At 60.2% G+C, this 22,448-nt stretch carries 23 protein-coding genes; 14 read left to right on the forward strand and 9 right to left on the reverse strand.

Going from position 1 to position 22,448, the window contains the following annotated elements; all coding sequences use genetic code 11:
* The 3 genes from AC1Q6D_RS12480 to AC1Q6D_RS12490 all read right to left on the reverse strand — a co-directional run bounded on the left by AC1Q6D_RS12480 (nucleotide 1) and on the right by AC1Q6D_RS12490 (nucleotide 2,254).
* Nucleotides 1–864, reverse strand: a complete 864-nt coding sequence (locus tag AC1Q6D_RS12480; protein ID WP_103405201.1) for a hypothetical protein — start codon at nucleotides 862–864, stop codon at nucleotides 1–3.
* A 283-nt stretch (nucleotides 865–1,147) separates the two neighbouring features.
* Nucleotides 1,148–1,519 (reverse strand): YajD family HNH nuclease, encoded by a 372-nt coding sequence (locus AC1Q6D_RS12485; RefSeq protein WP_007944009.1) that lies wholly within the window; start codon nucleotides 1,517–1,519, stop codon nucleotides 1,148–1,150.
* Between the two features lie 48 nt (nucleotides 1,520–1,567).
* A complete protein-coding gene (locus AC1Q6D_RS12490; protein WP_103405202.1) occupies nucleotides 1,568–2,254 on the reverse strand; it encodes a spermidine synthase in 687 nt (228 codons plus the stop codon).
* A 94-nt stretch (nucleotides 2,255–2,348) separates the two neighbouring features.
* Between AC1Q6D_RS12490 and AC1Q6D_RS12495 the strand changes: the two genes are divergently transcribed.
* Complete coding sequence (locus AC1Q6D_RS12495; protein WP_103405203.1) at nucleotides 2,349–2,639, forward strand: hypothetical protein; 291 nt, start codon at nucleotides 2,349–2,351, stop codon at nucleotides 2,637–2,639.
* Here the strand turns inward: AC1Q6D_RS12495 and AC1Q6D_RS12500 are convergent.
* Together AC1Q6D_RS12500 and AC1Q6D_RS12505 are read right to left on the reverse strand one after the other, a co-directional pair.
* Nucleotides 2,636–3,109: a cyclic nucleotide-binding domain-containing protein gene (locus AC1Q6D_RS12500; RefSeq protein ID WP_103405204.1), complete on the reverse strand. Its 474-nt coding sequence runs from the start codon at nucleotides 3,107–3,109 to the stop codon at nucleotides 2,636–2,638. The genes AC1Q6D_RS12495 and AC1Q6D_RS12500 overlap by 4 nt on opposite strands.
* Nucleotides 3,110–3,242: 133 nt before the next feature.
* A complete protein-coding gene (locus AC1Q6D_RS12505) occupies nucleotides 3,243–5,297 on the reverse strand; it encodes a S9 family peptidase (protein WP_103405205.1) in 2,055 nt (684 codons plus the stop codon).
* 227 nt (nucleotides 5,298–5,524) lie between these two features.
* Between AC1Q6D_RS12505 and AC1Q6D_RS12510 the strand changes: the two genes are divergently transcribed.
* The 3 genes from AC1Q6D_RS12510 to AC1Q6D_RS12520 are packed head-to-tail and all read left to right on the forward strand — an operon-like array spanning nucleotide 5,525 to nucleotide 7,386.
* Nucleotides 5,525–6,022, forward strand: a complete 498-nt coding sequence (locus tag AC1Q6D_RS12510; protein ID WP_047526866.1) for a hypothetical protein — start codon at nucleotides 5,525–5,527, stop codon at nucleotides 6,020–6,022.
* A 32-nt stretch (nucleotides 6,023–6,054) separates the two neighbouring features.
* Nucleotides 6,055–6,831: a class II glutamine amidotransferase gene (locus AC1Q6D_RS12515; RefSeq protein WP_047526868.1), complete on the forward strand. Its 777-nt coding sequence runs from the start codon at nucleotides 6,055–6,057 to the stop codon at nucleotides 6,829–6,831.
* A gap of 12 nt (nucleotides 6,832–6,843) precedes the next feature.
* On the forward strand, nucleotides 6,844–7,386 hold the full coding sequence (locus tag AC1Q6D_RS12520) for a DUF2937 family protein (RefSeq protein ID WP_103405206.1): 543 nt from the start codon (nucleotides 6,844–6,846) through the stop codon (nucleotides 7,384–7,386).
* 47 nt (nucleotides 7,387–7,433) lie between these two features.
* On the opposite strand, the gene AC1Q6D_RS12525 is transcribed toward AC1Q6D_RS12520, so the two are convergent.
* Complete coding sequence (locus tag AC1Q6D_RS12525) at nucleotides 7,434–8,348, reverse strand: LysR family transcriptional regulator (protein WP_103405207.1); 915 nt, start codon at nucleotides 8,346–8,348, stop codon at nucleotides 7,434–7,436.
* Between the two features lie 161 nt (nucleotides 8,349–8,509).
* Here AC1Q6D_RS12525 and AC1Q6D_RS12530 point away from each other — a divergent pair, with 161 nt between their 5' ends.
* From AC1Q6D_RS12530 to AC1Q6D_RS12545, 4 genes are all read left to right on the forward strand, one after another.
* Nucleotides 8,510–9,796, forward strand: coding sequence for an MFS transporter (locus AC1Q6D_RS12530; RefSeq protein ID WP_103405208.1), 1,287 nt, complete (start codon nucleotides 8,510–8,512; stop codon nucleotides 9,794–9,796).
* A 73-nt stretch (nucleotides 9,797–9,869) separates the two neighbouring features.
* A complete protein-coding gene (locus AC1Q6D_RS12535; RefSeq protein ID WP_103405209.1) occupies nucleotides 9,870–10,622 on the forward strand; it encodes a 5-oxoprolinase subunit PxpA in 753 nt (250 codons plus the stop codon).
* Nucleotides 10,619–11,323: a 5-oxoprolinase subunit PxpB gene (pxpB, locus tag AC1Q6D_RS12540; RefSeq protein WP_103405210.1), complete on the forward strand. Its 705-nt coding sequence runs from the start codon at nucleotides 10,619–10,621 to the stop codon at nucleotides 11,321–11,323. The genes AC1Q6D_RS12535 and pxpB overlap by 4 nt, the downstream gene beginning before the upstream one ends.
* On the forward strand, nucleotides 11,320–12,240 hold the full coding sequence (locus AC1Q6D_RS12545; RefSeq protein WP_103405211.1) for a 5-oxoprolinase subunit C family protein: 921 nt from the start codon (nucleotides 11,320–11,322) through the stop codon (nucleotides 12,238–12,240). The genes pxpB and AC1Q6D_RS12545 overlap by 4 nt, the downstream gene beginning before the upstream one ends.
* A gap of 43 nt (nucleotides 12,241–12,283) precedes the next feature.
* Here AC1Q6D_RS12545 and AC1Q6D_RS12550 read toward each other — a convergent pair whose 3' ends face one another.
* The 3 genes from AC1Q6D_RS12550 to AC1Q6D_RS12560 all read right to left on the reverse strand — a co-directional run bounded on the left by AC1Q6D_RS12550 (nucleotide 12,284) and on the right by AC1Q6D_RS12560 (nucleotide 15,586).
* The gene (locus AC1Q6D_RS12550) at nucleotides 12,284–13,462 is read right to left on the reverse strand and encodes a vWA domain-containing protein (protein ID WP_047526877.1); all 1,179 of its coding nucleotides are present in this window, start codon (nucleotides 13,460–13,462) and stop codon (nucleotides 12,284–12,286) included.
* An 18-nt stretch (nucleotides 13,463–13,480) separates the two neighbouring features.
* Nucleotides 13,481–14,326, reverse strand: coding sequence for an AAA family ATPase (locus tag AC1Q6D_RS12555; protein ID WP_047526880.1), 846 nt, complete (start codon nucleotides 14,324–14,326; stop codon nucleotides 13,481–13,483).
* A gap of 183 nt (nucleotides 14,327–14,509) precedes the next feature.
* The gene (locus AC1Q6D_RS12560; protein ID WP_103405212.1) at nucleotides 14,510–15,586 is read right to left on the reverse strand and encodes a DUF748 domain-containing protein; all 1,077 of its coding nucleotides are present in this window, start codon (nucleotides 15,584–15,586) and stop codon (nucleotides 14,510–14,512) included.
* A gap of 127 nt (nucleotides 15,587–15,713) precedes the next feature.
* Between AC1Q6D_RS12560 and cysK the strand changes: the two genes are divergently transcribed.
* From cysK to AC1Q6D_RS12590, 6 genes are all read left to right on the forward strand, one after another.
* Entirely contained in the window at nucleotides 15,714–16,688 is a 975-nt protein-coding gene (gene cysK, locus AC1Q6D_RS12565) for a cysteine synthase A (protein ID WP_047526884.1), read from the forward strand.
* Nucleotides 16,689–16,921: 233 nt separating this feature from the next.
* Nucleotides 16,922–17,860 carry an aspartyl/asparaginyl beta-hydroxylase domain-containing protein gene (locus AC1Q6D_RS12570; protein ID WP_103405213.1) on the forward strand — a complete coding sequence of 313 codons (939 nt, stop codon included), beginning with the start codon at nucleotides 16,922–16,924 and terminating at the stop codon, nucleotides 17,858–17,860.
* Nucleotides 17,861–18,066: 206 nt separating this feature from the next.
* Nucleotides 18,067–18,231 (forward strand): hypothetical protein, encoded by a 165-nt coding sequence (locus AC1Q6D_RS12575; RefSeq protein WP_177329315.1) that lies wholly within the window; start codon nucleotides 18,067–18,069, stop codon nucleotides 18,229–18,231.
* A gap of 100 nt (nucleotides 18,232–18,331) precedes the next feature.
* Nucleotides 18,332–19,195 carry a DMT family transporter gene (locus tag AC1Q6D_RS12580; RefSeq protein WP_103405214.1) on the forward strand — a complete coding sequence of 288 codons (864 nt, stop codon included), beginning with the start codon at nucleotides 18,332–18,334 and terminating at the stop codon, nucleotides 19,193–19,195.
* 232 nt (nucleotides 19,196–19,427) lie between these two features.
* A complete protein-coding gene (locus AC1Q6D_RS12585) occupies nucleotides 19,428–21,446 on the forward strand; it encodes a type VI secretion system Vgr family protein (protein WP_103405215.1) in 2,019 nt (672 codons plus the stop codon).
* Nucleotides 21,443–22,276: a DUF4123 domain-containing protein gene (locus AC1Q6D_RS12590; RefSeq protein ID WP_103405216.1), complete on the forward strand. Its 834-nt coding sequence runs from the start codon at nucleotides 21,443–21,445 to the stop codon at nucleotides 22,274–22,276. The genes AC1Q6D_RS12585 and AC1Q6D_RS12590 overlap by 4 nt, the downstream gene beginning before the upstream one ends.
* Nucleotides 22,277–22,448: the final 172 nt, after the last annotated feature.

Below are 22,448 nucleotides of genomic sequence, written 5' to 3' on the forward strand. Positions count from 1 at the left end.
TCACTGTGTCGCCGGCGTCAGCGCCTTGATCCTGTCCATCATGGCATTCCCGGCATTGTTGATCTGTTCGTTCTGCGGGTTTTTGCTGGCTCCCGGGTCGCTATCGACGCCGGCGAGAATTTCAGCAAGGTTATGGAAGTGGCCGGTTTTCTTGCCATCGTCCGTGGAGTCCTTGCTGCCACTGGCATACTGGTTCAATGCGTCTGCCAACGTCATGTGCTGCGACAGCCACTGCGGTGTGTTTTTCTCTTCTGGGCTCATGTTTTCGAGGAAGTTCAGCGCCGCCTTGGCCCGACCGACCGGGTCATTGGCGTAAGGGTCTTTCCAGTTTTTCTTCTGATCATCGGGGCCGCTGTAGTGGCCAGAAGCCAGTTGAGCCTGCTGTTGCATCAGCCCTCTGGCCGTCTCCTGTTCGTCCTTCGAAAACTGTCCGCCTTCATTCGTCGCGACGGCATTGAGTGAACGGCGATCCAGGTCACCCATCAGCGCATTGCGGTCTTCGACGCTGCCGCTGTAGGGCTTGTCGCCGGCGTTCATCTGCGCGTATTTCTGATCCATGCGTTTGCGCGCATCGGTGGCCACTTCTTCGAATGTCTTGCCCGCTGAGCTGGAAACCGCGCCCGGTCGGGTGACACCCAGCACCAGGGCATCAGCGTTCATGCCAGCACGCACCGGAAAAAACGGTGCATTGTTGGCAATCGAGCCGCTGTAATCGGCGGCTGTTTTAGAGAGGCTCAGCGAATCTTCATTCCTTGTTTTGCTGGCCGTCTGCTCACTGTCAGGGGCGACGGATCGGGTCTTCGCCTCGGACGTGTTGTTGTAGGCCAAGATAGCGGCGCTGTTGAAGGTAGAAGTGACGTTCATAAAACGGGCCTGTCCATGTATGACGCGGTTCAGAGGCAACGTGAGCGCTCAGGGGCTTTGTTGGCGCTCAATGTATTGAACCTGATACATGGCAAGAACAGTGCCATCATGGGGTGGTGGCCATGTGATGGGCGCTTTGTAACGGACTGGACACATTGCAGCTTGGGAAGGCGCGGGAATTTTTTTGCCGTTAGCGGCAGGTTGTCGCCGGCTGCTGTCAGATTTTGCCGGGTTATTGACACGATAACTGCAGGAGCGAGCCCGCTCGCTCCTGCAGGGAGTTTCAGTCTTCTTTTTTCATCAAGCCCGCCAAAGCGGCAAACGGGTTATGGGTGGCCTTGGCGATTTTCGGCGTGCTCAGCGAGCCTTCGCCGAAATACTGCTGATCGGTGTAGCGTGAGTGTTCATTGTCGTGGCAATACAGGCACAACAATTCCCAGTTCGAACCGTCCTGCGGGTTGTTGTCGTGGTTATGGTCGCGGTGGTGCACGGTCAGCTCGCTCAAGCGCTTGCCGGAGAATTCACGGGCGCAGCGGCCGCATACGTGCGGGTACATCTTCAGGGCCTTGTCGCGGTAACCCATTTCCTTGTCGCGCTGGTTGTCGGCGAGGATGCGATCCAGCTTCGAGGTATTGGTCGGGGTGGACGAACTCATGGGTTCACCTTTGTAAAAGACTAATGACGGTTATGACGTAAGTTTAGCTCAGCCCTTGAGCTTCTCGGCAATCCAGATGGTGTGCCGGGTGCCCTTGTTGCCATGGGCGAAGACTTGCACTTCCTCGGCCTTGAAACCGGCCTTTTTCAGCTTGTCGGAAAATTGCCGGTCCGCGCTGGCCGACCACACCGCCAGCACACCCTTGGGCCGCAGGGCCTTGGCGCAGGCGCTCAAGCCGCCAGCGGAGTACAGCCAGCTGTTGGCCCTCTGAGTCAGGCCTTCGGGGCCGTTGTCGACATCGAGCATGATCGCATCGAAGCCCTGCGGCTCGGCTTGCAGCACTTTGGCCACGTCTTCCAGGCGGATGACCGTGCGCGGGTCGAGCAGCGGGTTGCCGGACTTTTCGCCCAACGGCCCGCGATTCCATTCGACCACACCGGGCACCAGTTCAGCGACCACCACTTCAGCGGCCTTACCCAGATGCTTGAGCGCCGAGGCGAGGGTAAAACCCATGCCCAAGCCGCCGATCAGCACCCGTGAGTTCGGGCGGCCGGCGACCTTGCGGCAGGGGATTTCCGCCAGCGCATCCTCGGAGCCGTGCATGCGCGTGTTCATCAACTGCCCGCCGTCACCCCCCTGGATCTTGATGACGAAATCCTCGCCGTACTCGAACAGGCACAGGGCTCCGCCATTTTCAGGGATTGGCGCGGTGTCGAGCAGAACGAAACGTTTCATAGGGCTCTCTTGAGAAGAATTGGCGAGACGGGGAGGGCAAACACCCGTAGTTGGGAGTAGCCTGCACATGACAACAAGGCCAACGGAGCCATTGATGAAGCGCACCATTCTAACGGTCATTGCCCTGGCCGCGCTCTCGATTACTGCAGTGCAGGCCCAACCGCTGCAAACCACTCCCGTCACTCCCGCGCCGCTGCCCGGCTCGCCGGGTACCGCGACGCCCACGCCCTATCCGCAAATCAGCCCGGCGCCCATGCCGAAAGTCGGCCCCGGCAGCGGTGGTCCGCCATTGGTACCAATCGAGATGCCCAGCCCGCCGACCAAGGATCAACCGGTGCCCGGGATTGAGCCAAACCCGCCGAAAACCAAGTCGCCCGGGGGTTAGACTTGCTGTAAAAGCAGCTGCCCGTCGGCCATGCGCAAGCGTTTGGAGAGCGAAACGGCGAGGGCCCGGATGATCTTGGCGGCGATTTTTGGCGCGTCGTTGAGCATCTTTTCCAGGGAGTCCTTGCCCAGGTTGAGCAACTGACAGTTGCTCGCGGCCACGCAACTGGCCGAGCGACGTTCGCCGTCAAGCACCGCCATTTCGCCGAAGGAGCGTCCGCTGCGCAGGGTCGCGATGGTCACCAGTTGCCCGTCGCCGGTGGTCTTTTGCACCGCCACTTGCCCGGTATGGATGATGCACATGAAGCTGCCGGCGTCGCCCTCATGGAAAATCTCTTCGCCCTGGGCAATGGTACTGATGCTGAAGTAGCCCGAGGCGGCGGCGAAGTCCGCTGGTAGCAGTTGGTTGAACAGGCCGCAGTCCATCAGCCAGTCGCGGATTTCGTTGTTGAGCAAGGTCGGTTCTGACATGTCGTGCGGTCTTTTTTGTTGTGTCCAGGTTCAGATTTCACCCATCCCCTGTGGGAGCGAGCTCCCATAGGGGATCTTCGTTGTATCGGGTCCGGTGTGCTGGTCTTGAGACCGGTTCGTCGGGCCAAGTTCCTCAGGCGATCCCCAAAACCTTAAACAAAAATGCGTATTCGAGTGCTGCGTCACGCAATCCCTGATATCGACCACTCATCCCACCGTGCCCGGCGCCCAGTTCGGTCTTGAGTAGCAGGGGGTTTGTATCGGTTTTGGTCGCGCGCAATTTGGCCACCCACTTGGCCGCTTCCCAGTACTGCACACGGCTATCGTTGTAGCCGGCAATCACCAGGGTCGCCGGATACGCTTGCGCAGAGACGTTTTCGTACGGGGCGTAGGCCTTGATCCGATCATAGACGTCCGGTTCTTCAGGGTTGCCCCATTCGTCGTATTCAGTGACGGTCAGCGGCAGGTCCGGGTCGAGCATGGTGTTGAGTACGTCGACGAACGGCACTTCGGCGATCGCCGCGCCGAACAACTCCGGACGCTGGTTGAGCACCGCGCCGATCAGCAGGCCACCGGCGCTGCCACCGCTGATCGCCAGTTGCGCGGCACTGGTGAAGCCATTGGCGATCAAGTGTTCGGCGCAGGCGATGAAGTCACTGAACGTGTTGTGTTTGTGTTCCTGCTTGCCGGCGCGATACCAGGCTTCGCCCAGTTCGCCGCCGCCGCGCACGTGTGCGATGGCAAACGCCATGCCGCGATCGAGCAGGCTCAGGCGGGCGTGGGAGAACCACGGGTCGAGGCTTTCGCCATAGGCGCCGTAGCCGTACAGATACAACGGCACCGGTTGGCCGAGCGCTTCGCGTTTGACCACCAGGCTGATCGGCACCTGCGTACCGTCAGGCGCGGTGGCCCACAGGCGCTGGCTGACATAGGCGTCGGCGTCGAACGCGCCGAGCACCGGGGTTTGCTTGAGAACTTGTTGTTCGCCCGTGTTCAATTCCAACTGGCGGATTTGCGCCGGACGATTCAACGCTTCGTAGCGCAGCCGAATCCGCTCGCTGACGAACTCCAGGCTGTTTTGCACATGCAGGCTGTAGGCCGCGTCCGGCAGTCGCACCCGGTAGCTCGGCAGGTCTTGCGGGTGCACTTCGATGATCGGCAAGCCGCCTTCGCGCAGGCTGAGCGTCATGGCCCCGGCATTCAGGCTCATGCCGTCGATCATCACGGAGTCGCTGTGGGGGATCAGGTTCTGCCAATCGGCTTCGCTCGGTGCCGTGCCGCTGTCAACCACGGTGTACAAGGCGAAGTTGATGCCGTCGCGGTTGCTGCGGATGAACCAGGTCCATTGGCCGTCGCGCGCGCCGTGGTCGACGTCGTACTCGTGATCCTCGACCCGTGGTGCGATGCAGGCAAAGGCTTGCTGCGGCTGGTTGGCATCCAGCACCCAGACTTCGCTGGTGGTCTTGCTGCCCAGGGACAGCAGCAATTGCTGCTCGGAACTCGAGCGGTAGCAGTGCATGAAGAAGCGGCCGTCCGGCTCATGAAACACTTCTTCGGCCGCTGTGCCGTCTAGGCGATAGCGGTACAGCTTGTGCGGACGATGGGTGTCGTCCAGTTCGCCGAAAAACAGGGTCAGGCTGTCGTTGGCCCAGGTCATGCTGCCGTCGCAGTCCTGGAACTCCAGTTCGCTGACGCGGCCGTCGGACAATTCCTTCACGAACAGCGTGTAAATCTCATCGCCCGTTGAGTCGACGCTGTAGGCCAGGCGCTGGTGGTCCGGGCTGATGCTGAACGCGCCAAGGGAGAAAAAGCCGCCATTGGCCAACAGGTTCGGGTCAAGCAGCAGTTGTTCCCGGCTTTCATCGAGTTGCAGGCTGTCGTCGGCCGGGCGCGGGCAGCGATAGTGGCGGGAATATTCGTCACCCGCCGTGGTGCGCGTGTAATACAGGTAAGGTCCCCACGGGGAGGGCAGGGACAGGTCGGTTTCGAGAATCCGGCCCTTGATTTCCTCGAACAGGGATTCACGCAGCCCGGCCTGATCGGCGGTTTGCGCCTCCTGATAGCTGTTTTCAGCCTTGAGGTAGTCGAGTACGGCATCGGTGTCGCGCTCTTGCAGCCAGGCATACGGGTCGGAACCTTCGGCCTTGTGGGCAACCGGAGCGTCGCAAAGGGTGGCGGATAGCGGCATGGAGGACTCTCGAACAGTAAACGGAATAGGTTTTGAACCTGTGGGAGCGAGTTTGCTCCGGGCGGCGTTCCGACGATAGCGTTCTGACAGTCAGTATGGATGCTGGATGTGCTGGCCTCATCGCGAGCAAGCTCGCTCCCACAGGTCCTGTGTCCCGACCGGCTGCCATTGATGCAGCCTCAAGGACGAAAAGCCGTTATCATAAGCGCCTCTTTGCCTGCCTTGCCATGGACACCATGACCGAGAACGACTATCTGATCGCTTGGGGCCTCTACGCCTTTGCCGCTTTGGGCTGCCTGTTGGTGTGGATGCGCATCACCCGCTGGATGTGGCGTTGGCTGCGTGAGCCGCTGCGGTTGCTGGTGGCGGTGCTGCTGTTTTCCCCGACCATCATCGACCCCGTGAAGGAAAAGGTCGCCCCGGCCATCGCCATTACGGCCCTTGATCTGTTGTTCAAGGTCGGCAATAACGCGTGGCGGGCGATCTCCGATCTGTTCATGTACGGCATGATCGCGTTTGGCATTTACCTGGTGTTCGTGGCGATTCGCTTCCCGATCGAGCGCGCCTCCAATGCGCGCAAGGAAAGGGCCGCCGCCGCCAAAGCGGCCGCGCTTGCCGAAGAACCGGAAGAGGAGCGTGCCTTCGGCGGCGCTGGCGACGATCGCTATGGTCGTCCCCCTGTTCCGAGCAATCCCCAGCGTATGCGGGTCGAACCCCGCCTGTAACGTCGCCCCTGGCTTGAAGCGAGAGTCCGAGCATGTGTGAATTATTGGGCATGAGCGCCAATGTGCCGACCGATATTGTGTTCAGCTTCACCGGGTTGATGCAGCGTGGCGGCCGTACCGGTCCGCATCGCGACGGCTGGGGCATCGCCTTCTATGAAGGCCGGGGCTTGCGTTTGTTCCAGGACCCGGCGGCGAGCTGCGAGTCGGAAGTCGCGAACCTGGTTCAGCGCTACCCGATCAAGAGCGAGGTCGTGATCGGGCATATCCGCCAGGCCAACGTCGGCAAGGTCTGCCTCTCCAATACCCACCCTTTCGTACGCGAGTTGTGGGGCCGTAACTGGTGTTTCGCCCATAACGGTCAACTGGCGGACTTTAATCCCGGCGCCAGTTTCTATCGTCCGGTGGGCGATACCGACAGCGAAGCGGCGTTCTGCGATTTGCTCAACCGCGTGCGTGCGGCATTCCCCGAGCCGGTTGAAGTCGAGGAACTGCTGCCCGACCTGGTGGCCGCGTGTGCCGAATATCGCAGCAAAGGCGTGTTCAACTGCCTGCTCAGCGACGGCGACTGGCTGTTCTGCTATTGCTCCACCAAGCTGGCGCAGATCACCCGCCGAGCCCCGTTCGGCCCGGCGCGCCTGAAGGACGTCGATGTCATCGTCGACTTTCAGGCCGAAACCACCCCCAACGACGTGGTGACGGTGATCGCCACCGAACCTTTGACCGAAAACGAAACCTGGACCCGCTACGAACCGGGCCAATGGAGCCTGTGGCGACGCGGCGAATGCGTCAGCCAGGGCAGGACCGAATAAGGATTCTTCCCCATGTTGCTCAGTTACCTACGGCTGGTGTTGTTCGCGGCGGGCCTGTTGATCGGTGTCCAGGTGCCGGGGTTCATCAATGATTACGCCAAACGGGTCGAGGCCCATCTGATCGAAGCGCAGGCCAGCCTGAGCGGCTTTCAGGGGACGGCCAATCAGTTCTTCAAAGGCGATATGCAGGCCCTGGTGGCCCATTATCGGGCCAGCGAAGACCCGATTTTCCGCAGTGACGCCGACAGCCTGAGCAACCTGCTGACCCGCCAACTGGCGCTGGACAAGCAGTTCCAGGCGATGCAGGGGCCTTGGTACATCCGTTTGCTGCAGGTGGTGCTGGCCGCCGATCCGGACATTCGCAAGGAAACCTGGAATGGCTACAGCTACCAGATCCTGTTGACGCCGGAAGCGATGATCTGGGGCATGAGCGGCGCGATGATGCTGTCGTTCGGCCTGGAGTGCCTGTTCCGACTGATTGACTGGGTGGTGCTGGGCGGCAAGCGCCTGCGCCAGAGCCGGCCGATCGAAGAGCGGGACCTGCGTGGCTTGTGAACAAGGCCCTTGTGGCGAGGGCGCTTGCTCCCTCGCCACACGGTTCGCTAGTCCGCCAGTACGATGTAGCTTTCTCCCACCCTGCGCGCATACCCCTCCAGCACCTGCTGACACAACGCCACAATCTCCTCGACCCACTCCGCGCCCACCCGCCACGACACCACCACTTGCAGATTCGGTGGCCGTTGCTCGATGGCCAGCAAGGTCAATTCCCCGCGCGCCAGTTCCTCGGCCACCAGCACTGGTGGCAACGCACCAATCCCGAAGCCATCGCGCAACAATCGGGTGATCGCCGATACCGAGTTCACACAATTGAGGCGCGGCGCCATGACGCCGTTGGCCTGCATCAGCGCGAGCACTTCCTGGTGTGGATGAGAGTTTTTCGAGTAGGTGATGATCCGTTCATTCGCCAGATCGGCGACGCCTGAATACTCACGGTTGTAGAGGGAATTGCTGGCAACGATCCAGCCCATGGGATGGCTGGCCAGTTCCAGGCTGCGGACGCTTTCCTGGCGCAACAGATCGGTTTGCAGGATTACATCGAGAAAACCTGTTTGCAGCTGATCGCAGAGGTTCAGCGAGGTATCGGCCACCAGCTCGATTTCCACCAGCGGATAGTGATCGGTCATCTGTGCCACCAACGGGCTGAGCCAGGTGTGGATGACCGTGTCCATCACGCCGATGCGCACGCGTCCGGCCTTGCTCGAACGGTTCTCGATCGACTGCCGCAGCGCCTGCATGGTGTCCATCATCTGCTCGGCATAATCGAGCACCTTCAAGCCTTCGGGCGTCAGGCTCACACCACGGGAATCGCGCAGAAACAGCTTCACCCCAAGCTCACTTTCGAGCACGGCGATGCGGCTGGAGATCGACGCCTGGGTGGTGAAGAGTTTGTCGGCGGTCAGGCGAAAGCTCTTGAGGCGGGCGACCCAGACGAAGGTCTCGAGAAACTTCAGGTTCATGGGATTGGCTCGGGGGGGATAAAGATTTCTTATGTCTAAGGCGGGTTTTTATTAGTTGGACGCCACAGGGCAAGCCGCCCAAAAATCGATGCATCCGGTTCCCACGATAGGCGTCGTCGGGGCTCAGAACAATACCAATAAAATCAGCGCGGAGATTCGCCATGAGTGCGCCCGACACCCCCTTCACCCCGAAAGCCGTGGCTCGTCCGGGACCTTTCGACTGGTATCGCAACATCAATCAGCAAGAACGTCGCACCTTCTGGAGCTGCAAGATCGGCTATGGCCTGGACGGCATGGACACCCAGATGCTCAGCTTCGTCGTGCCGACCCTGATTGCCATGTGGGGCATCACCACCGGGCAGGCCGGGCTGATTCACACCAGCACGCTGATCGCTTCGGCCATCGGCGGTTGGGTGGCCGGCATTCTCTCCGACCGCATCGGCCGCGTGCGTACCTTGCAGCTGACGGTGTTGTGGTTTGCCTTCTTCACCTTTCTCTGCGGTTTCGCCCAGAACTACGAACAGCTGTTGATCGCCCGCACCCTGATGGGCTTCGGTTTCGGTGGCGAGTGGACGGCTGGCGCAGTCCTGATGGGTGAAGTGATCCGCGCCCAGGATCGCGGCAAGGCCGTTGGCATGGTGCAATCCGGCTGGGCGCTGGGGTGGGGGCTGACGGCCATTCTCTATGCGCTGTTGTTCTCGGTGTTGCCAGCAGATGATGCCTGGCGCGCACTGTTCATTCTCGGCATCGTGCCGGCGATTTTCGTGATCTTCGTCCGTCGCCTGGTCAAGGACCCGGAAATCTACCGCGAGGCCAAAGCCAGGCAGGAGCCGAGCAACCCGTCGAAGTTCTACGAGATCTTCGCGCCCGGCATGCTCTTCACCACGTTTCGCGCTTCACTGCTGACCACCGGCGCGTTGGGTGGCTACTACGCGATCACGTCCTGGTTGCCGACCTTCCTGAAGAACGAACGCGGTTTGAGCGTGCTCAATACGAGCGGTTATCTGGCGATGGTGATCGTCGGGTCCTACGTGGGGTACGTCATCAGTGCCTACTTGACCGACATCCTCGGCCGCAAAAAGAACTTCATCCTCTTCGCGGTCGGCTCGTTCACCATTGTGCTGCTCTACACCCAACTGCCAGTCAGCAATGGTGTGATGCTCTGGCTGGGCTTTCCGCTGGGTTTCTTCGCCTCAGGCATCTTCAGCGGCATGGGCGCGTTCCTGACCGAGTTGTTTCCGACGCGAATTCGCGGTTCGGGTCAGGGGTTCTGCTACAACATCGGCCGGGCGCTGGCGGCGTTGTTCCCGCTGCTGATCGGTTTGCTCAGCCAGAAAGTGCCGCTGAGTGTGGGAATCGGTGCCTTTGCGGCGGTTTCCTACGGCGTGGTGATCCTCGCGGCCCTGAGTCTGCCGGAAACCCGCGGCAAGCAACTCGACGCCCGGTAACTGATAATCTGCGGGCCTGTCTTACAGATATATCCCGCAGCTAAAAAGAATAATGCCTACAGGAGTGTTCACCGTGAGCCGCCTGCTATTGAACTGCGACATCGGCGAGAGTTTCGGCAACTGGACCATGGGTCTCGACGCCGAGGTCATGCCCTTTATCGATTGCGCCAACATCGCCTGCGGCTTCCACGCCGGTGACCCGAGCATCATGCGCAAGACCGTCAGCCTGGCCCTCAGCCATGGCGTACAGATTGGCGCCCATCCGGCCTATCAGGATCTGGTGGGCTTCGGCCGCCGCTCCATGGCTTACGCGGCCCAGGAACTCCAGGACATCCTGCATTACCAGATCGGCGCCCTCGATGGCATTTGCCGGGCCCAGGGTGGTCGGGTCAGTTACGTCAAACCCCACGGCGCGATGTACAACGACATGATGGCCAACCCGGCGCAATTGCGTGCAGTGTTGCAGGCCGTGGCCAGTTATGACCGCCGCTTGCCGTTGATGTTGATGGCCACCCGCGACAACAGCGCCGCGCAGCAGATGGGCGATGAATATGGCGTGACCCTGTGGTTCGAAGCCTTTGCCGATCGCGCCTACGACAGCGCCGGTATGCTGGTATCACGGCAACTGCCGGGCGCCGTGCATCATGATCCGGAGAGAATCATCGAGCAGGCGCTGATCATTGCCCGTGGCGACCCCCTCACCGCCAGCGACGGCAGCGCCTTGCACTTGCAGGCCAATACCCTGTGCGTACACGGCGACAACGCCAGTTCGGTGGCCGCCGTGCGGCGCATCCGCGAAGCCTTGAATCAGCAGAGCGCGTCATGAAACTGCGGGTGGAAGTGGTCGCGCTGGATTGTCTGATGGTGCGTCTGTTCGATGAAATCGCTGAAGCCAACATGCCGTGGATGCTCGCCGCCAGCGAAAGTCTGCGCAGCGCGTTCGGTGAACATCTGATCGATCTGGTGCCGTCCTACACCACGCTGATGGTGCATTACGACCTTGTCGCGTTGAGTCCGGCCCAGGCACGGGAGGTGATTGCCGAAGCCTTGATCGATTTGTCGCCCAACGCCCGTACGCGTGGCTCCTGCCACGTGCTGCCAGTCTGGTACGACTTGAGCGTCGGCCCGGAGCTGACCCTGTTGGCACAGCGCAGCGGGTTGACGGTGGCAGAGGTGATCCGTCGGCACAGCCAGCGTGAGTATCAGGTGTTCGCCCTGGGTTTCGCGCCGGGCTTCGCTTTCATGGGGCTGGTGGAAGAGGTGCTGGCCGCGCCGCGCCTGGACACCCCGCGCAAGAAAGTTGCCGCTGGCAGTGTCGGCATCGCTGAACGGCAGACCGCCGCCTACCCGGTGGTGTCGCCGGGGGGCTGGAACCTGATCGGTCGCACGCCGGCCAAGCTGTTCGACCGTCACCGCGACGGCTACAGCCTGATGCAGCCGGGCGACACCGTGCGTTTCGAAGCGGTGGATCACGCTGAGTTCATTAACCTGGGCGGTGATGACACGCCATTGGAGGGCCAGGCATGAGCCGTTTGACGATTGAAGCCAGTACGCCGCTGTGCCTGTTGCAGGACGCCGGGCGCTTTGGCGTGCGGCACCTGGGCGTGACTCAGGGCGGTGGGCTGGATTGGCGTTCGTTGTCCTGGGCCAACTGGCTGCTGGGCAACCGGCTGGATGCACCGGTGATCGAAATCACCCTCGGCGGGTTCACCGTGGTGGCCGAGGATGATTGCGTGCTGGCGCTGGCCGGGGCCGATCTTGGCGCACAGGTGGACGGTGAGGCGCTGGCGCCGTGGCGCAGTTTCAGATTGCACAAAGGTCAACGACTGCAATTCACCCAACCGTTACTCGGTGCCCGGGCCTATCTGGCCGCGCCGAGTGGGTTTGATGCGCCGAAGGTGTTGGGTAGCAGCGCGACGGTGGTACGCGAAGCACTCGGTGGCCTGGATGGCATGGGGCGCCCGTTGGGCAAGGATGACTCGCTCGGTTATTCGGGTAACTCGGTGATGCTGCTGCGGGAGTTGCCGGGGGACTTGCGACCAGATCTGCAGCTGGAGGCTCCGCTGGACCTGGTGCTGGGAGCGCAAATCGGCGAGTTCAGTGGCCAGAGCCTGTTCGATGCGTTCAACAACCCATGGCACCTCGACAGTCGCGCCGACCGGATGGGCATTCGCCTGCTGGGCACGGCGTTGCAGTACCAGGGCAAACCGATGATTTCCGAAGGCATCCCGCTGGGCGCCGTTCAGGTGCCACCGGACGGGCAGCCGATCGTGCTGCTCAATGATCGGCAGACCATTGGCGGCTATCCACGATTGGGGGCGTTGACGCCATTGGCGCTGGCGCGGCTGGCGCAGTGTTTGCCGGGGGCACAGGTGCGGTTGCGGCCAGTGGTGCAGGACGTGGCGCACCGCGAGCACATCAATTACCTGCGCCGGTTCAGTTGACCCAGGTAGGAGCTGGCAAGCCAGCTCCTACAGGGCAACGGGATTACTTGGACAGAAACCGCATTCCTTCCTCTAACCCGCGAAGGGTCAGTGGATACATCTGGTCCTCGATCAAGTCCCGCACAATGTTGGTCGAGGAGGTGTAGCCCCAGGTGTCTTTCGGATACGGGTTGATCCAGATGAGCTTTTTGTACTTCTCCTTGAACCGCTGCATCCACACGTAGCCGGCTTCTTCGTTCCAGTGCTCGACGCTGCCGCCGGGCTGGGTGATTTCGTAGGGCGCCATGGCGGCGTCACCGATGAAGATCACTTTGTAGTCGGCACCGTACTTGTGCAGCACGTCCTGGGTCGACGTACGCTCGGAAGTGCGGCGCATGTTGTTCTTCCACACCGATTCATAAATGAAGTTGTGGAAATAGTAATACTCCAGATGCTTGAACTCGGTCTTGCAGGCCGAGAACAGTTCTTCGCAGATCTTCACATGGGCGTCCATCGAACCGCCGATGTCGAACAGCAGCAACAACTTCACCGTGTTGCGTCGCTCGGGTCGCATCTGGATGTTCAGCAGGCCGGCGTCCTTGGCGGTGTGATCGATGGTGCCGTCGATGTCCAGTTCTTCGGCTGCCCCCTGGCGGGCAAACTTGCGCAGGCGGCGCAGGGCGACCTTGATGTTGCGTGTGCCCAGTTCCACCGAATCGTCGAGGTTCTTGTATTCGCGCTGGTCCCAGACCTTGACCGCTTTGCCCTGGCGCTTGCCGGCATCACCGACCCGAATGCCTTCCGGGTTGAACCCGCCGGAGCCGAACGGGCTGGTGCCGCCGGTGCCGATCCACTTGTTGCCGCCGGCATGGCGTTCCTTTTGCTCTTCCAGGCGCTTCTTGAACTCTTCGATCAGCTTGTCCAGACCGCCAAGGGACTGAATCGCCGCCCGCTCTTCATCGGTCAGGGAACGTTCGAATTCCTTGCGCAGCCAGTCTTCGGGGATCAGGGCCTGCAAATGGTCGTCGAGTTTTTCCAGACCGTTGAAGTACGCGCCGAAGGCCCGGTCGAACTTGTCGAAATGCTTTTCGTCCTTTACCAGGATCGCCCGAGACAAGTAATAGAACTCGTCCATGTCGGCGAAGGTCACGCGCTGTTTCAGTGCGTTGATCAGGTCCAGCAGCTCGCGCACCGAGACCGGGACCTTGGCTGCGCGCATTTCATTGAACAGATTGAGCAGCATGGCATTTGCCCCAGATGATCAACGACTGCCGCGACGGCTCATGAACGCCAGGCGCTCAAGCAGTTGCACGTCCTGTTCGTTTTTCACCAAGGCGCCGGCCAGCGGCGGGATGGCCTTGGTCGGATCGCGTTCGCGCAGCACGGCTTCACCAATGTTGTCGGCCATCAGCAGTTTCAGCCAGTCCACCAGTTCGGAGGTCGATGGCTTCTTCTTCAAGCCCGGCACCTTGCGCACGTCGAAGAACACGTCGAGGGCTTCGCTGACCAGGTCTTTCTTGATGTCCGGGTAGTGCACGTCGACGATTTTCTGCAGTGTGACGCGGTCGGGGAACGCGATGTAGTGGAAGAAGCAGCGGCGCAGGAAGGCGTCCGGCAGTTCTTTTTCGTTGTTGGAGGTAATGATGATGATCGGGCGTTTCTTGGCCTTGATCGTCTCGTCGATTTCGTAAACGTAGAACTCCATCTTGTCGAGTTCTTGCAGCAGGTCGTTAGGGAACTCGATGTCGGCCTTGTCGATTTCGTCGATCAGCAGGATCACCCGCTCTTCGGATTCGAAGGCTTCCCAGAGCTTGCCCTTTTTCAGGTAGTTGCGTACGTCGTGGACTTTTTCGTTGCCCAGTTGCGAATCACGCAGGCGGCTGACCGCGTCGTACTCGTACAGGCCTTGATGGGCCTTGGTGGTGGACTTGATGTGCCAGGTGATCAGCTTGGCGCCAAAGGATTCGGCCAGTTGCTCGGCGAGCATGGTCTTGCCGGTGCCCGGTTCGCCCTTGACCAGCAACGGCCGCTCCAGGGTGATGGCGGCATTGACCGCCAGCTTCAGGTCATCGGTGGCGACGTAGGCCTGGGTGCCTTCGAACTTCATCTGCTAATCCTCGAACGGTAACGCCGACCTGAACGAGGCAGGGCGGGGCGCAATAAAATGGGTCAACCCCGACTATAACGCGGTGCCCGGTCTACTGTGAACGCAGACGGCTTATTCAGTCTCTGAATGGAGCGTCACATCCTAACTGGGTCGCGGCGGTTACCGGGCATGTCCATCTGGATATTACCCGGCATCCGGCTTCGGTCGTTCGTAGCGGGCATTGAATGCCTGAATGAATCCATTGCGTAAAATCTGCAAAAACGCCTGGAACGCGCTGACATCTTGTTGATGTACGTTGCCACTGAGTTCAACCCGGGTGGCAAACTGGTTCTTGCCCTGGTTTTTCAGCACGGTCTCGGATCCACCGACAATGGCCTCCCAGATGGAGCGGAACATCCCTTTGTCTTTGTTTTCGACGTCCTGCTGCCAGTTGAACACGTCGACATCCCTGAGCAGCGGTTTGATATAACCCGTCAATTTGGCCTTTTTGGCCTGTGCTTCAATGACCACGTCGCCATGGCCGCCATTGAAATCGAACTTGCCGTAGGCCGAAGCGAAGTCGTTCATACGCTTGAGTTCGATGTCTTTGGCCCGTAGGCGAAACTCGAAGTCTTCGAAATTGCTCAACGGGTCGAAGGTCGCGGTGGTTTCCAGTGGCGCATGCCCCAACAACAGGGCTTTCCCTTCGAAGCGGGCGTCGCGTTTGCCTTTGGTATCCTCCACGTTGGTCAGGTTGTAAATGCTGGCGTTGACCTTGGTGGCGTTCATGTTCACCGGGGGTTTGGAATTGAAGTTGCGGAAGCTGATCTTGCCGTCATCGATTCGCACTTCATTTAGCGTGATCGGCAGCAGTTTGCCCAGTTGGGCGCGCCAGTCGGTGCCCCGACCCGTCTGGGAATTCTGCTTGTTGGCACCACCATCGACGAAGTTCACCTCCGGGTTGAGGAACTGCACCTGTGCCACCACTGCATGGTCGTACCAGAGCGAGTGCCAGCTGACCGAGAGGTCGATCAGCGGCGCATTGACGAACGGCACTGGCACCTTGCCGTCGACTTTGACGATTTTCAGGCCGTTGATCTTGTAGGCGCCACGCCATAAGGCGAGGTCCACGTCAGTGACTTGCCCACGGTATTCGCCCATGTCCGCCAACTTGTCGTTAAGGTAATTGCGCACCAGGTAGGGCAGGGCGATGTGCAGGGCAACCAACAGTACGACGAGGCCTGCGAAGGTCCATAGGGGCCAGCTGTATCGACGTTTCATGATGGCAATTCTCTGGCGAACTATAGCGATTGACTGCGCCGGCCCGCGGACGTTCGCCTGACTGGACGCCCACGACCAACAGGCATACCTTTGTGCGCTTATCAAATGCTGTAGTAAGGACCCAGTCATGAGCCGCATTTTCGCTGACAACGCCCATTCCATCGGCAATACGCCGCTGGTACAGATCAACCGTATCGCCCCGCGCGGTGTGACCATCCTGGCCAAGATCGAAGGGCGCAACCCCGGTTATTCGGTCAAGTGCCGCATCGGCGCGAACATGATCTGGGACGCCGAAAGCACCGGCAAACTCAAACCTGGCATGACCATTGTCGAACCGACCTCCGGTAATACAGGCATCGGCCTGGCCTTCGTCGCCGCCGCACGTGGCTATAAATTGATGCTGACCATGCCGGCGTCCATGAGTATCGAGCGACGCAAGGTGCTCAAGGCCCTGGGGGCCGAACTGGTACTGACTGAACCAGCCAAGGGCATGAAAGGCGCGATCGAAAAGGCTGGCGAAATTGTGGCCAGCGATCCGTCGAAATATTTCATGCCGGCGCAATTCGAAAACCCGGCCAACCCGGCCATCCACGAAAAAACCACCGGCCCGGAAATCTGGAACGACACCGACGGCGCTGTCGATGTGTTGGTGGCAGGCGTCGGAACGGGCGGAACCATTACCGGCGTTTCGCGGTATATCAAGAATACCCAGGGCAAACCGATCATCTCGGTCGCGGTGGAGCCCGCGGTATCGCCGGTGATCAGCCAGGCAATGGCCGGTGAAGAGATCAAGCCGAGCCCCCACAAGATCCAGGGCATCGGTGCCGGTTTTGTGCCGAAGAACCTGGACCTGTCGATCGTCGACCGGGTGGAGCTGGTCAGCGACGAGGAGTCCAAGGCCATGGCCCTGCGCTTGATGCAGGAAGAGGGGATTTTGTGCGGCATTTCCTGCGGGGCCGCGATGGCGGTGGCGGTACGGCTGGCCGAAACCCCGGAAATGCAGGGCAAGACCATTGTGGTGATCCTGCCGGACTCCGGGGAGCGTTACCTGTCGAGCATGCTGTTCAGCGATCTGTTCACCGAGCAGGAGACTCAGCAGTAACACCCGGACGCCGGATGGCGCTGCCGCAGGGACGCGTGCCCTTGCACCGCGGGAGACTGATTCAGGTCAGCGAATGTTCAAGAGTCTTGTGTTAATAAGCATTTATTGCGCAATCCTCAACACTGAATGTCGAATCCCGCGGGTGTTTACTGAGGTCGGTAGTGTTTATCATGCCGACTGCCGCGCCGGGTGAATGGCGTTGTGCAACAGTGTCTATTTCCAAGGAGTTGTTGATGACCTTTTCCTTTGCCGCGAAAGCGTCATTGTTGCTGCTTTTTCTGGGCAGCACCCTCTATGTGCATTTGCGTGGCAAGGCACGGTTGCCGGTGCTGCGACAGTTCGTCAATCATTCGGCGCTGTTCGCACCCTACAACGCCCTGATGTACCTGTTCTCCGGCGTACCGTCGAAACCTTACCTGGATCGCAGCAAGTTCCCTGAACTGGATGTGCTCAAGGACAATTGGGAAGTCATTCGCGACGAAGCGATGCACCTGTTCGACGAGGGCTACATTCGCGCCGCCGAGAAGAACAACGACGCCGGTTTCGGCTCGTTTTTCAAGAAAGGCTGGAAGCGTTTCTACCTCAAGTGGTACGACAAACCCTTGCCGTCGGCCGAACTCCTGTGTCCGAAAACCGTGGAGCTGGTCAGCCGCATTCCCAACGTCAAGGGCGCGATGTTTGCGCTGCTGCCGGGCGGCAGCCACCTCAATCCGCATCGCGACCCGTTCGCCGGTTCCCTGCGCTATCACCTCGGCCTGTCCACGCCGAACTCCGACGATTGCCGTATTTTCGTTGACGGTCAGGTGTACGCCTGGCGCGACGGTGAAGACGTGATGTTCGATGAAACCTACGTGCACTGGGTCAAGAACGAAACCGAGAAGACACGGGTCATCCTGTTCTGCGACATCGAACGACCGCTGAGCAGCCGTCTGATGACCCGTATCAATCGCTGGGTCAGCGGCCTGCTGGGGCGTGCAACCGCGCCGCAGAACCTCGACGACGAGCGCGTCGGCGGGATCAACCAGGCCTACGCCTGGAGCAAGCACTTCAGTGACAAACTCAGCGGTGGGATCAAGCAGTGGAAGCGTCGCAACCCCAAGGCCTACCGAGTGCTGCGCCCGGTGTTGGCGGTGGTGGTGCTGACATTGTTGGGGTATTGGTTGTTTGGTTGAATAAACCTGCGGGAGCCGGTAAGCCGGCTCCCGCAGAGATCGCTTGTTTCGCCAGTTCCTGGTGGAAAATCCAAGAGAGTCGGGCGACAACATCGACGGGTCGACCTTTAACGCAACTTATTGCAATTCATGTCTCACGCTGGTTATAGTCGGCGCACGGTGAGTTTCAGGACTCACTTTTTCCTCCCACGAGAAAAGATCAGCCCATGCCTGCATCCCTCATCAACGCGGTAGTCGATTCAGCGGTCAACGCTGGCGTCGTGCCGTGCGGGAATCAGCAGCCGGGGCAGATCAGTCATTACCCTCCTCCTGTCAGTCGCACGCCAGTGTGCGCGGTGGTCTCGCCGCCAGGTGTTGGCGTTTCGGGCTGATCAGCGTTTTCTGCTGCTCCCCGGTGCCTGCCTGAAAAAAAACACGACTGAATTTCAGCTACGGCTGAGTTGGCTTCTTGCCTGACTACAGGTGGTATTCATGTTTGTCCTTTCGAAAAAGTCCGCGCTCGCGGCGGCTTCCACGAGTCTGTTCGTCCTGCTGTGGAGCAGTGGGGCGATCTTCTCCAAATGGGGGCTGGCTCACGCGTCGCCCTTTGCCTTTCTGTTCATCCGCTTTGTCATTGCCTTGTGCGGCTTGATCCTGCTGGTGCCCTTGCTCAAGCTGAAGCTGCCCAAGGGCGGCAAGCCGATGCTGTATGCCATGGCCACCGGGGTGGTGTTGCTGGGGGCTTATCAGATTTTCTATCTGCTGGCCCTGGACCTGAAAGTCACCCCGGGCGTGATGGCGACGATCATGGGCGTGCAACCCATTCTCACCGTGGTGATCATGGAGCGTCAGCGATCGGCCAGCCGGATGTTCGGCCTGTCGCTCGGTCTGGCCGGGTTGATCATGGTGGTCTATCAGGGCATCGGCCTGGCCGGCATGTCGCTGTCCGGCATGCTCTTCGGGCTGCTGGCGCTGGCGAGCATGACGTTTGGCTCGATCATGCAAAAACGCATCACCGACAACCCTCTCGGCACGTTGCCGGTGCAGTACCTCGCCGGGCTACTGTTGTGCGGGATATTCGTGCCGTTCCAGCCATTCCACTTCGAGCACGGCAGCGGTTTTTTCGTGCCGGTGTTGTGGATGGGTCTGGTGGTCTCGGTATTGGCGACATTGTTGCTCTACCGCTTGATCGCCCGGGGCAATCTGGTGAACGTCACCAGTCTGTTTTACCTGGTGCCGGCGGTGACCGCGGTGATGGACTATCTGTTCTTCGGCAACCGCCTGGCACTGCTGAGCCTGCTCGGCATGTTGCTGATCATTGTTGGTCTGGTGTTTGTCTTCCGTAAGACGGCGTAAAGCTGGACAGGCCCGGCGTGTTGCGCCGGGCTTGTCATGCCGTGACTTGGCCAGTCCAGATCATTCCCCCCTCTCATGAATTGACTCAGGCTCTAGCAAGACGGAACGGTCTGACCGCATTCCAAGACCCTTCCTACATCAATCTGTTTGCCCCGTTGTTAACGTGCCCGCCAATTTTTTGCGTGCACAACCAGGGACGGTTTGCACATCGCGCTTGATAAGGGATAAGCGTATGTTCAGGTCGGCCAATACGGCGCATTTCGCGCTGCACATTCCCGCTGTTCGTAATGATTTCAAAGTCCTCTCCTTTGACGGTGTAGAGGCCATCAGCGCCTTGTACGCGATCCAGGTTGAACTGGTCAGCGAAAATCCGAATGTCGATCCGGAGAGTCTGCTCGGTCAGCCCGCGTTCCTTCAGTTCGGTCTCGACGGCGAAGGTCTTCATGGCCATATCGAAGAGGTGGTCGTCGGTGAAACCGGCAAGCGTCTGACCCATTACCACCTGTGCCTCGTCCCGGCGCTGCACTACTTGCAGTTCAGCCACGATCAACGAATTTTCCAGAAGCAGACGGTGCCGCAAATCATCGCTCAGGTGCTCAAGGGACACGGCATTCAGGCCGATGCGTTCGCCTTCCATGTCAGCACCAGTCCGGAGCGCGAATACTGCACTCAATACGGGGAAAATAATTACGAATTTGTTCAGCGGCTGTGCGCCGAGGACGGTATCGCGTGGCATTTCCAGCATTCGCCGGACGGTCATTTGCTGGTGTTCACCGACGATCAGACCTGGTTCCCGACACTGGCCGATACATCCTATCGACAAGACTCCGGCATGGTGGCGGATCACCCCGTGGTCAACCAGTTCTCCATGAGGTATCGCACCCGCACCAGCACCACCACGCGCAGGCACTATGACTTCCAGCGCCCAAGTGTGATGCAGGAAAGCTGCTTCGCTGCCGAGTTCAGCCCCAAGCTTGAAGACTATTGCTACCCGGTACTGATCAAGAATGAAAAGCATGGTGATCAACTCGCTCGCCAGGCCCTGGAGCGGCACCGTGTTGATTACCGGTTGTTCGAGGGCCAGAGCGATCAGGCGACGCTGCGCAGTGGTCACTTTTTTACCCTGACCGAGCATCCGCGTGAACGCTGCAACGGTCTGTGGCTGTTGCTCAGCGTGACACACGCTGGAAAACAGCCACAGTCTCTGGAAGAGGCGATCACCAGCGACGTCCAGTCCGGGGACGGCTTTAACCAGGGCTATCGCAACAGCTTCAGCGTCATTCCATGGGATGTGTTTTACCGACCGCCAATGCGGACGCGAAAAATGCCACTGGTGAGTCAGACCGCCCGTGTGACCGGACCTGCCAGCGAGGAGATCTATTGCGATGAGTATGGTCGGGTCAAAGTCGAGTTCCATTGGGACCGGGCCGGACTCAACAGTGAAAGAAGCAGTTGCTGGCTGCGGGTATCCAGTAACTGGGCAGGTGAAAATTTTGGCTCTGTGACCATTCCGCGTGTCGGCATGGAAGTGGTCGTCACCTTCCTGGAGGGCAATCCCGACCATCCGCTCATTACCGGTTGCGTGATGAACAAGGTCAACTCGGCGCCTTACCCGCTGCCCGAGCACAAGACCAAAACCGTATTGCGCAGCCACAGCTCCCCGCACACCGGGGGGTACAACGAGTTGTCGATCGAAGACCGCGCCGGGCAGGAAAAAATCTACCTGCGGGCGCAGCGTGACTTCGAGCAATGGGTTCTCAATGACAGCGACACCCGGATTGGCCACGACCGTTTCGAGCAGGTGGATAATCACAGCACCTGCCTGATCAAGGGCGACGAGTCGCGCACCACCCAAGGCGCGCGCAATACGGTGATCGGCGGCGATGAGCTGGTCAACATCACCGGCAACAGCAGCACGACCACAGAAGGCGCCTGGGTGATTCAGGCCGGGCCGCAGGCCCGTGTCACCGCCAACAACGTGGTGATTGATGCGGGGGCCAGCCTGACGCTCACGGCTGGCGGCCATCACTTGATCATCAACTCCGCGGGGATTTTCAGCAGCGTAGCCCTTGTCGAAGGCGGGGTGCCGGTACCCGGGATAGTGCCGCAGGCGGCTGGCTCATTACTCCCCGTAGCGTCGCAACAGCTTGCGCTATCACTGGCCGCGCAAAAACGGGCATTGGCTCAGGCGGCTCAGATGGCCGCTCCGATTTGCGCCGTGTGTCAAAAGCTGGCGGAGAAACGGAGATGAGTCAGGCGTATCTGCTGCTGGATCGAACCCGCATTGAACGTCTGCCCGAGCGTCTGTTTGAGCTAGGGAGCACGACGTTCCGGTCACTCTACCGCAACACCGCTTATGGCCCATTGGAGGAAGTAGGGCCGGTCCTGGTGCCTGTTTCTCCCGATAGCCCGCTGGCCCAGCGATTTTTCCAGGAGTGGAGCACGGCCTGCGGCATCTGGCTGGAGTCAGAGGCGCAGGAAGAGGTCGTGCTTGGGCATTTACGCAGCCTGATTCACGTGCGTGTCGAAGGGGATGTCACGGTCTTGTTCCGTTACCACGACCCCCGGATCGCGGCCTTGTGGCTAACCTCGCTGCCCGCTTTCGAACGTGATCGCTTGATGGGACCTGTGCGACTGATCCGGCTCCCGGAACTGGAGATCCACCAGGAAAATCCCGATCAACCCGCTGCACTCTATGCGCATGAGCCCTGGCTGTTGCTGTCCGCGCATCAGCTGGAGCACTTGGGCAGCGCCCAGCGTCAGCACTTCGCTCAGCAGTTGATCGAACACGGTCAGCGTAACTTTCCCGAGTACCTGCAAGGGCTGGACGACGAGGCATTGCACCAGTGGGCGTCGCACTGCCAGCAGCATGCCGGCCGTCACGGTTACAGCGCCATCGATGAGGTCCTGCTCTGGGCTCGCTTCCAGGCTTTGCTGGGCACCGACTTTCCCGATGCGCCGGCTCACGCCAGTTACCGAAACATGTTGACCGAGCCCGGCCTGTCGCCCAGGCAACGGCTGGATAACCTGAACGCCGAACTGACGCGGCGGCAGGTCACCGACAAGGAGTTCTCCCTATGAGCGCAGAGCAACTGGCCTGGATTGATCGAGCCGCCCAGGCCGAGCGCGCCGCCAAGGCGCAGCCTCACATCGATATCAACTGTACGCTGATGCCGTGCCCCGCCAGCCAGGCGGAGCTTTTCGTCGTGCCCGTGCGTTATGCCCTGGCCGAGGAAAAGGCCACTGACCCTTG

The sequence above is a fragment of the Pseudomonas sp. MT92 genome (assembly GCF_058792515.1).

Excerpts from the sequence above, each read along its gene's own strand:
- AC1Q6D_RS12480 (WP_103405201.1), bottom strand. The coding sequence starts at position 864 with ATGAACGTCACTTCTACCTTCAACAGCGCCGCTATCTTGGCCTACAAC.
- AC1Q6D_RS12485 (WP_007944009.1), bottom strand. The coding sequence starts at position 1,519 with ATGAGTTCGTCCACCCCGACCAATACCTCGAAGCTGGATCGCATCCTC.
- AC1Q6D_RS12490 (WP_103405202.1), bottom strand. The coding sequence starts at position 2,254 with ATGAAACGTTTCGTTCTGCTCGACACCGCGCCAATCCCTGAAAATGGC.
- AC1Q6D_RS12495 (WP_103405203.1), top strand. The coding sequence starts at position 2,349 with ATGAAGCGCACCATTCTAACGGTCATTGCCCTGGCCGCGCTCTCGATT.
- AC1Q6D_RS12500 (WP_103405204.1), bottom strand. The coding sequence starts at position 3,109 with ATGTCAGAACCGACCTTGCTCAACAACGAAATCCGCGACTGGCTGATG.
- AC1Q6D_RS12505 (WP_103405205.1), bottom strand. The coding sequence starts at position 5,297 with ATGCCGCTATCCGCCACCCTTTGCGACGCTCCGGTTGCCCACAAGGCC.
- AC1Q6D_RS12510 (WP_047526866.1), top strand. The coding sequence starts at position 5,525 with ATGGACACCATGACCGAGAACGACTATCTGATCGCTTGGGGCCTCTAC.
- AC1Q6D_RS12515 (WP_047526868.1), top strand. The coding sequence starts at position 6,055 with ATGTGTGAATTATTGGGCATGAGCGCCAATGTGCCGACCGATATTGTG.
- AC1Q6D_RS12520 (WP_103405206.1), top strand. The coding sequence starts at position 6,844 with ATGTTGCTCAGTTACCTACGGCTGGTGTTGTTCGCGGCGGGCCTGTTG.
- AC1Q6D_RS12525 (WP_103405207.1), bottom strand. The coding sequence starts at position 8,348 with ATGAACCTGAAGTTTCTCGAGACCTTCGTCTGGGTCGCCCGCCTCAAG.
- AC1Q6D_RS12530 (WP_103405208.1), top strand. The coding sequence starts at position 8,510 with ATGAGTGCGCCCGACACCCCCTTCACCCCGAAAGCCGTGGCTCGTCCG.
- pxpB (WP_103405210.1), top strand. The coding sequence starts at position 10,619 with ATGAAACTGCGGGTGGAAGTGGTCGCGCTGGATTGTCTGATGGTGCGT.
- AC1Q6D_RS12545 (WP_103405211.1), top strand. The coding sequence starts at position 11,320 with ATGAGCCGTTTGACGATTGAAGCCAGTACGCCGCTGTGCCTGTTGCAG.
- AC1Q6D_RS12550 (WP_047526877.1), bottom strand. The coding sequence starts at position 13,462 with ATGCTGCTCAATCTGTTCAATGAAATGCGCGCAGCCAAGGTCCCGGTC.
- AC1Q6D_RS12555 (WP_047526880.1), bottom strand. The coding sequence starts at position 14,326 with ATGAAGTTCGAAGGCACCCAGGCCTACGTCGCCACCGATGACCTGAAG.
- AC1Q6D_RS12560 (WP_103405212.1), bottom strand. The coding sequence starts at position 15,586 with ATGAAACGTCGATACAGCTGGCCCCTATGGACCTTCGCAGGCCTCGTC.
- cysK (WP_047526884.1), top strand. The coding sequence starts at position 15,714 with ATGAGCCGCATTTTCGCTGACAACGCCCATTCCATCGGCAATACGCCG.
- AC1Q6D_RS12570 (WP_103405213.1), top strand. The coding sequence starts at position 16,922 with ATGACCTTTTCCTTTGCCGCGAAAGCGTCATTGTTGCTGCTTTTTCTG.
- AC1Q6D_RS12575 (WP_177329315.1), top strand. The coding sequence starts at position 18,067 with ATGCCTGCATCCCTCATCAACGCGGTAGTCGATTCAGCGGTCAACGCT.
- AC1Q6D_RS12580 (WP_103405214.1), top strand. The coding sequence starts at position 18,332 with ATGTTTGTCCTTTCGAAAAAGTCCGCGCTCGCGGCGGCTTCCACGAGT.
- AC1Q6D_RS12585 (WP_103405215.1), top strand. The coding sequence starts at position 19,428 with ATGTTCAGGTCGGCCAATACGGCGCATTTCGCGCTGCACATTCCCGCT.
- AC1Q6D_RS12590 (WP_103405216.1), top strand. The coding sequence starts at position 21,443 with ATGAGTCAGGCGTATCTGCTGCTGGATCGAACCCGCATTGAACGTCTG.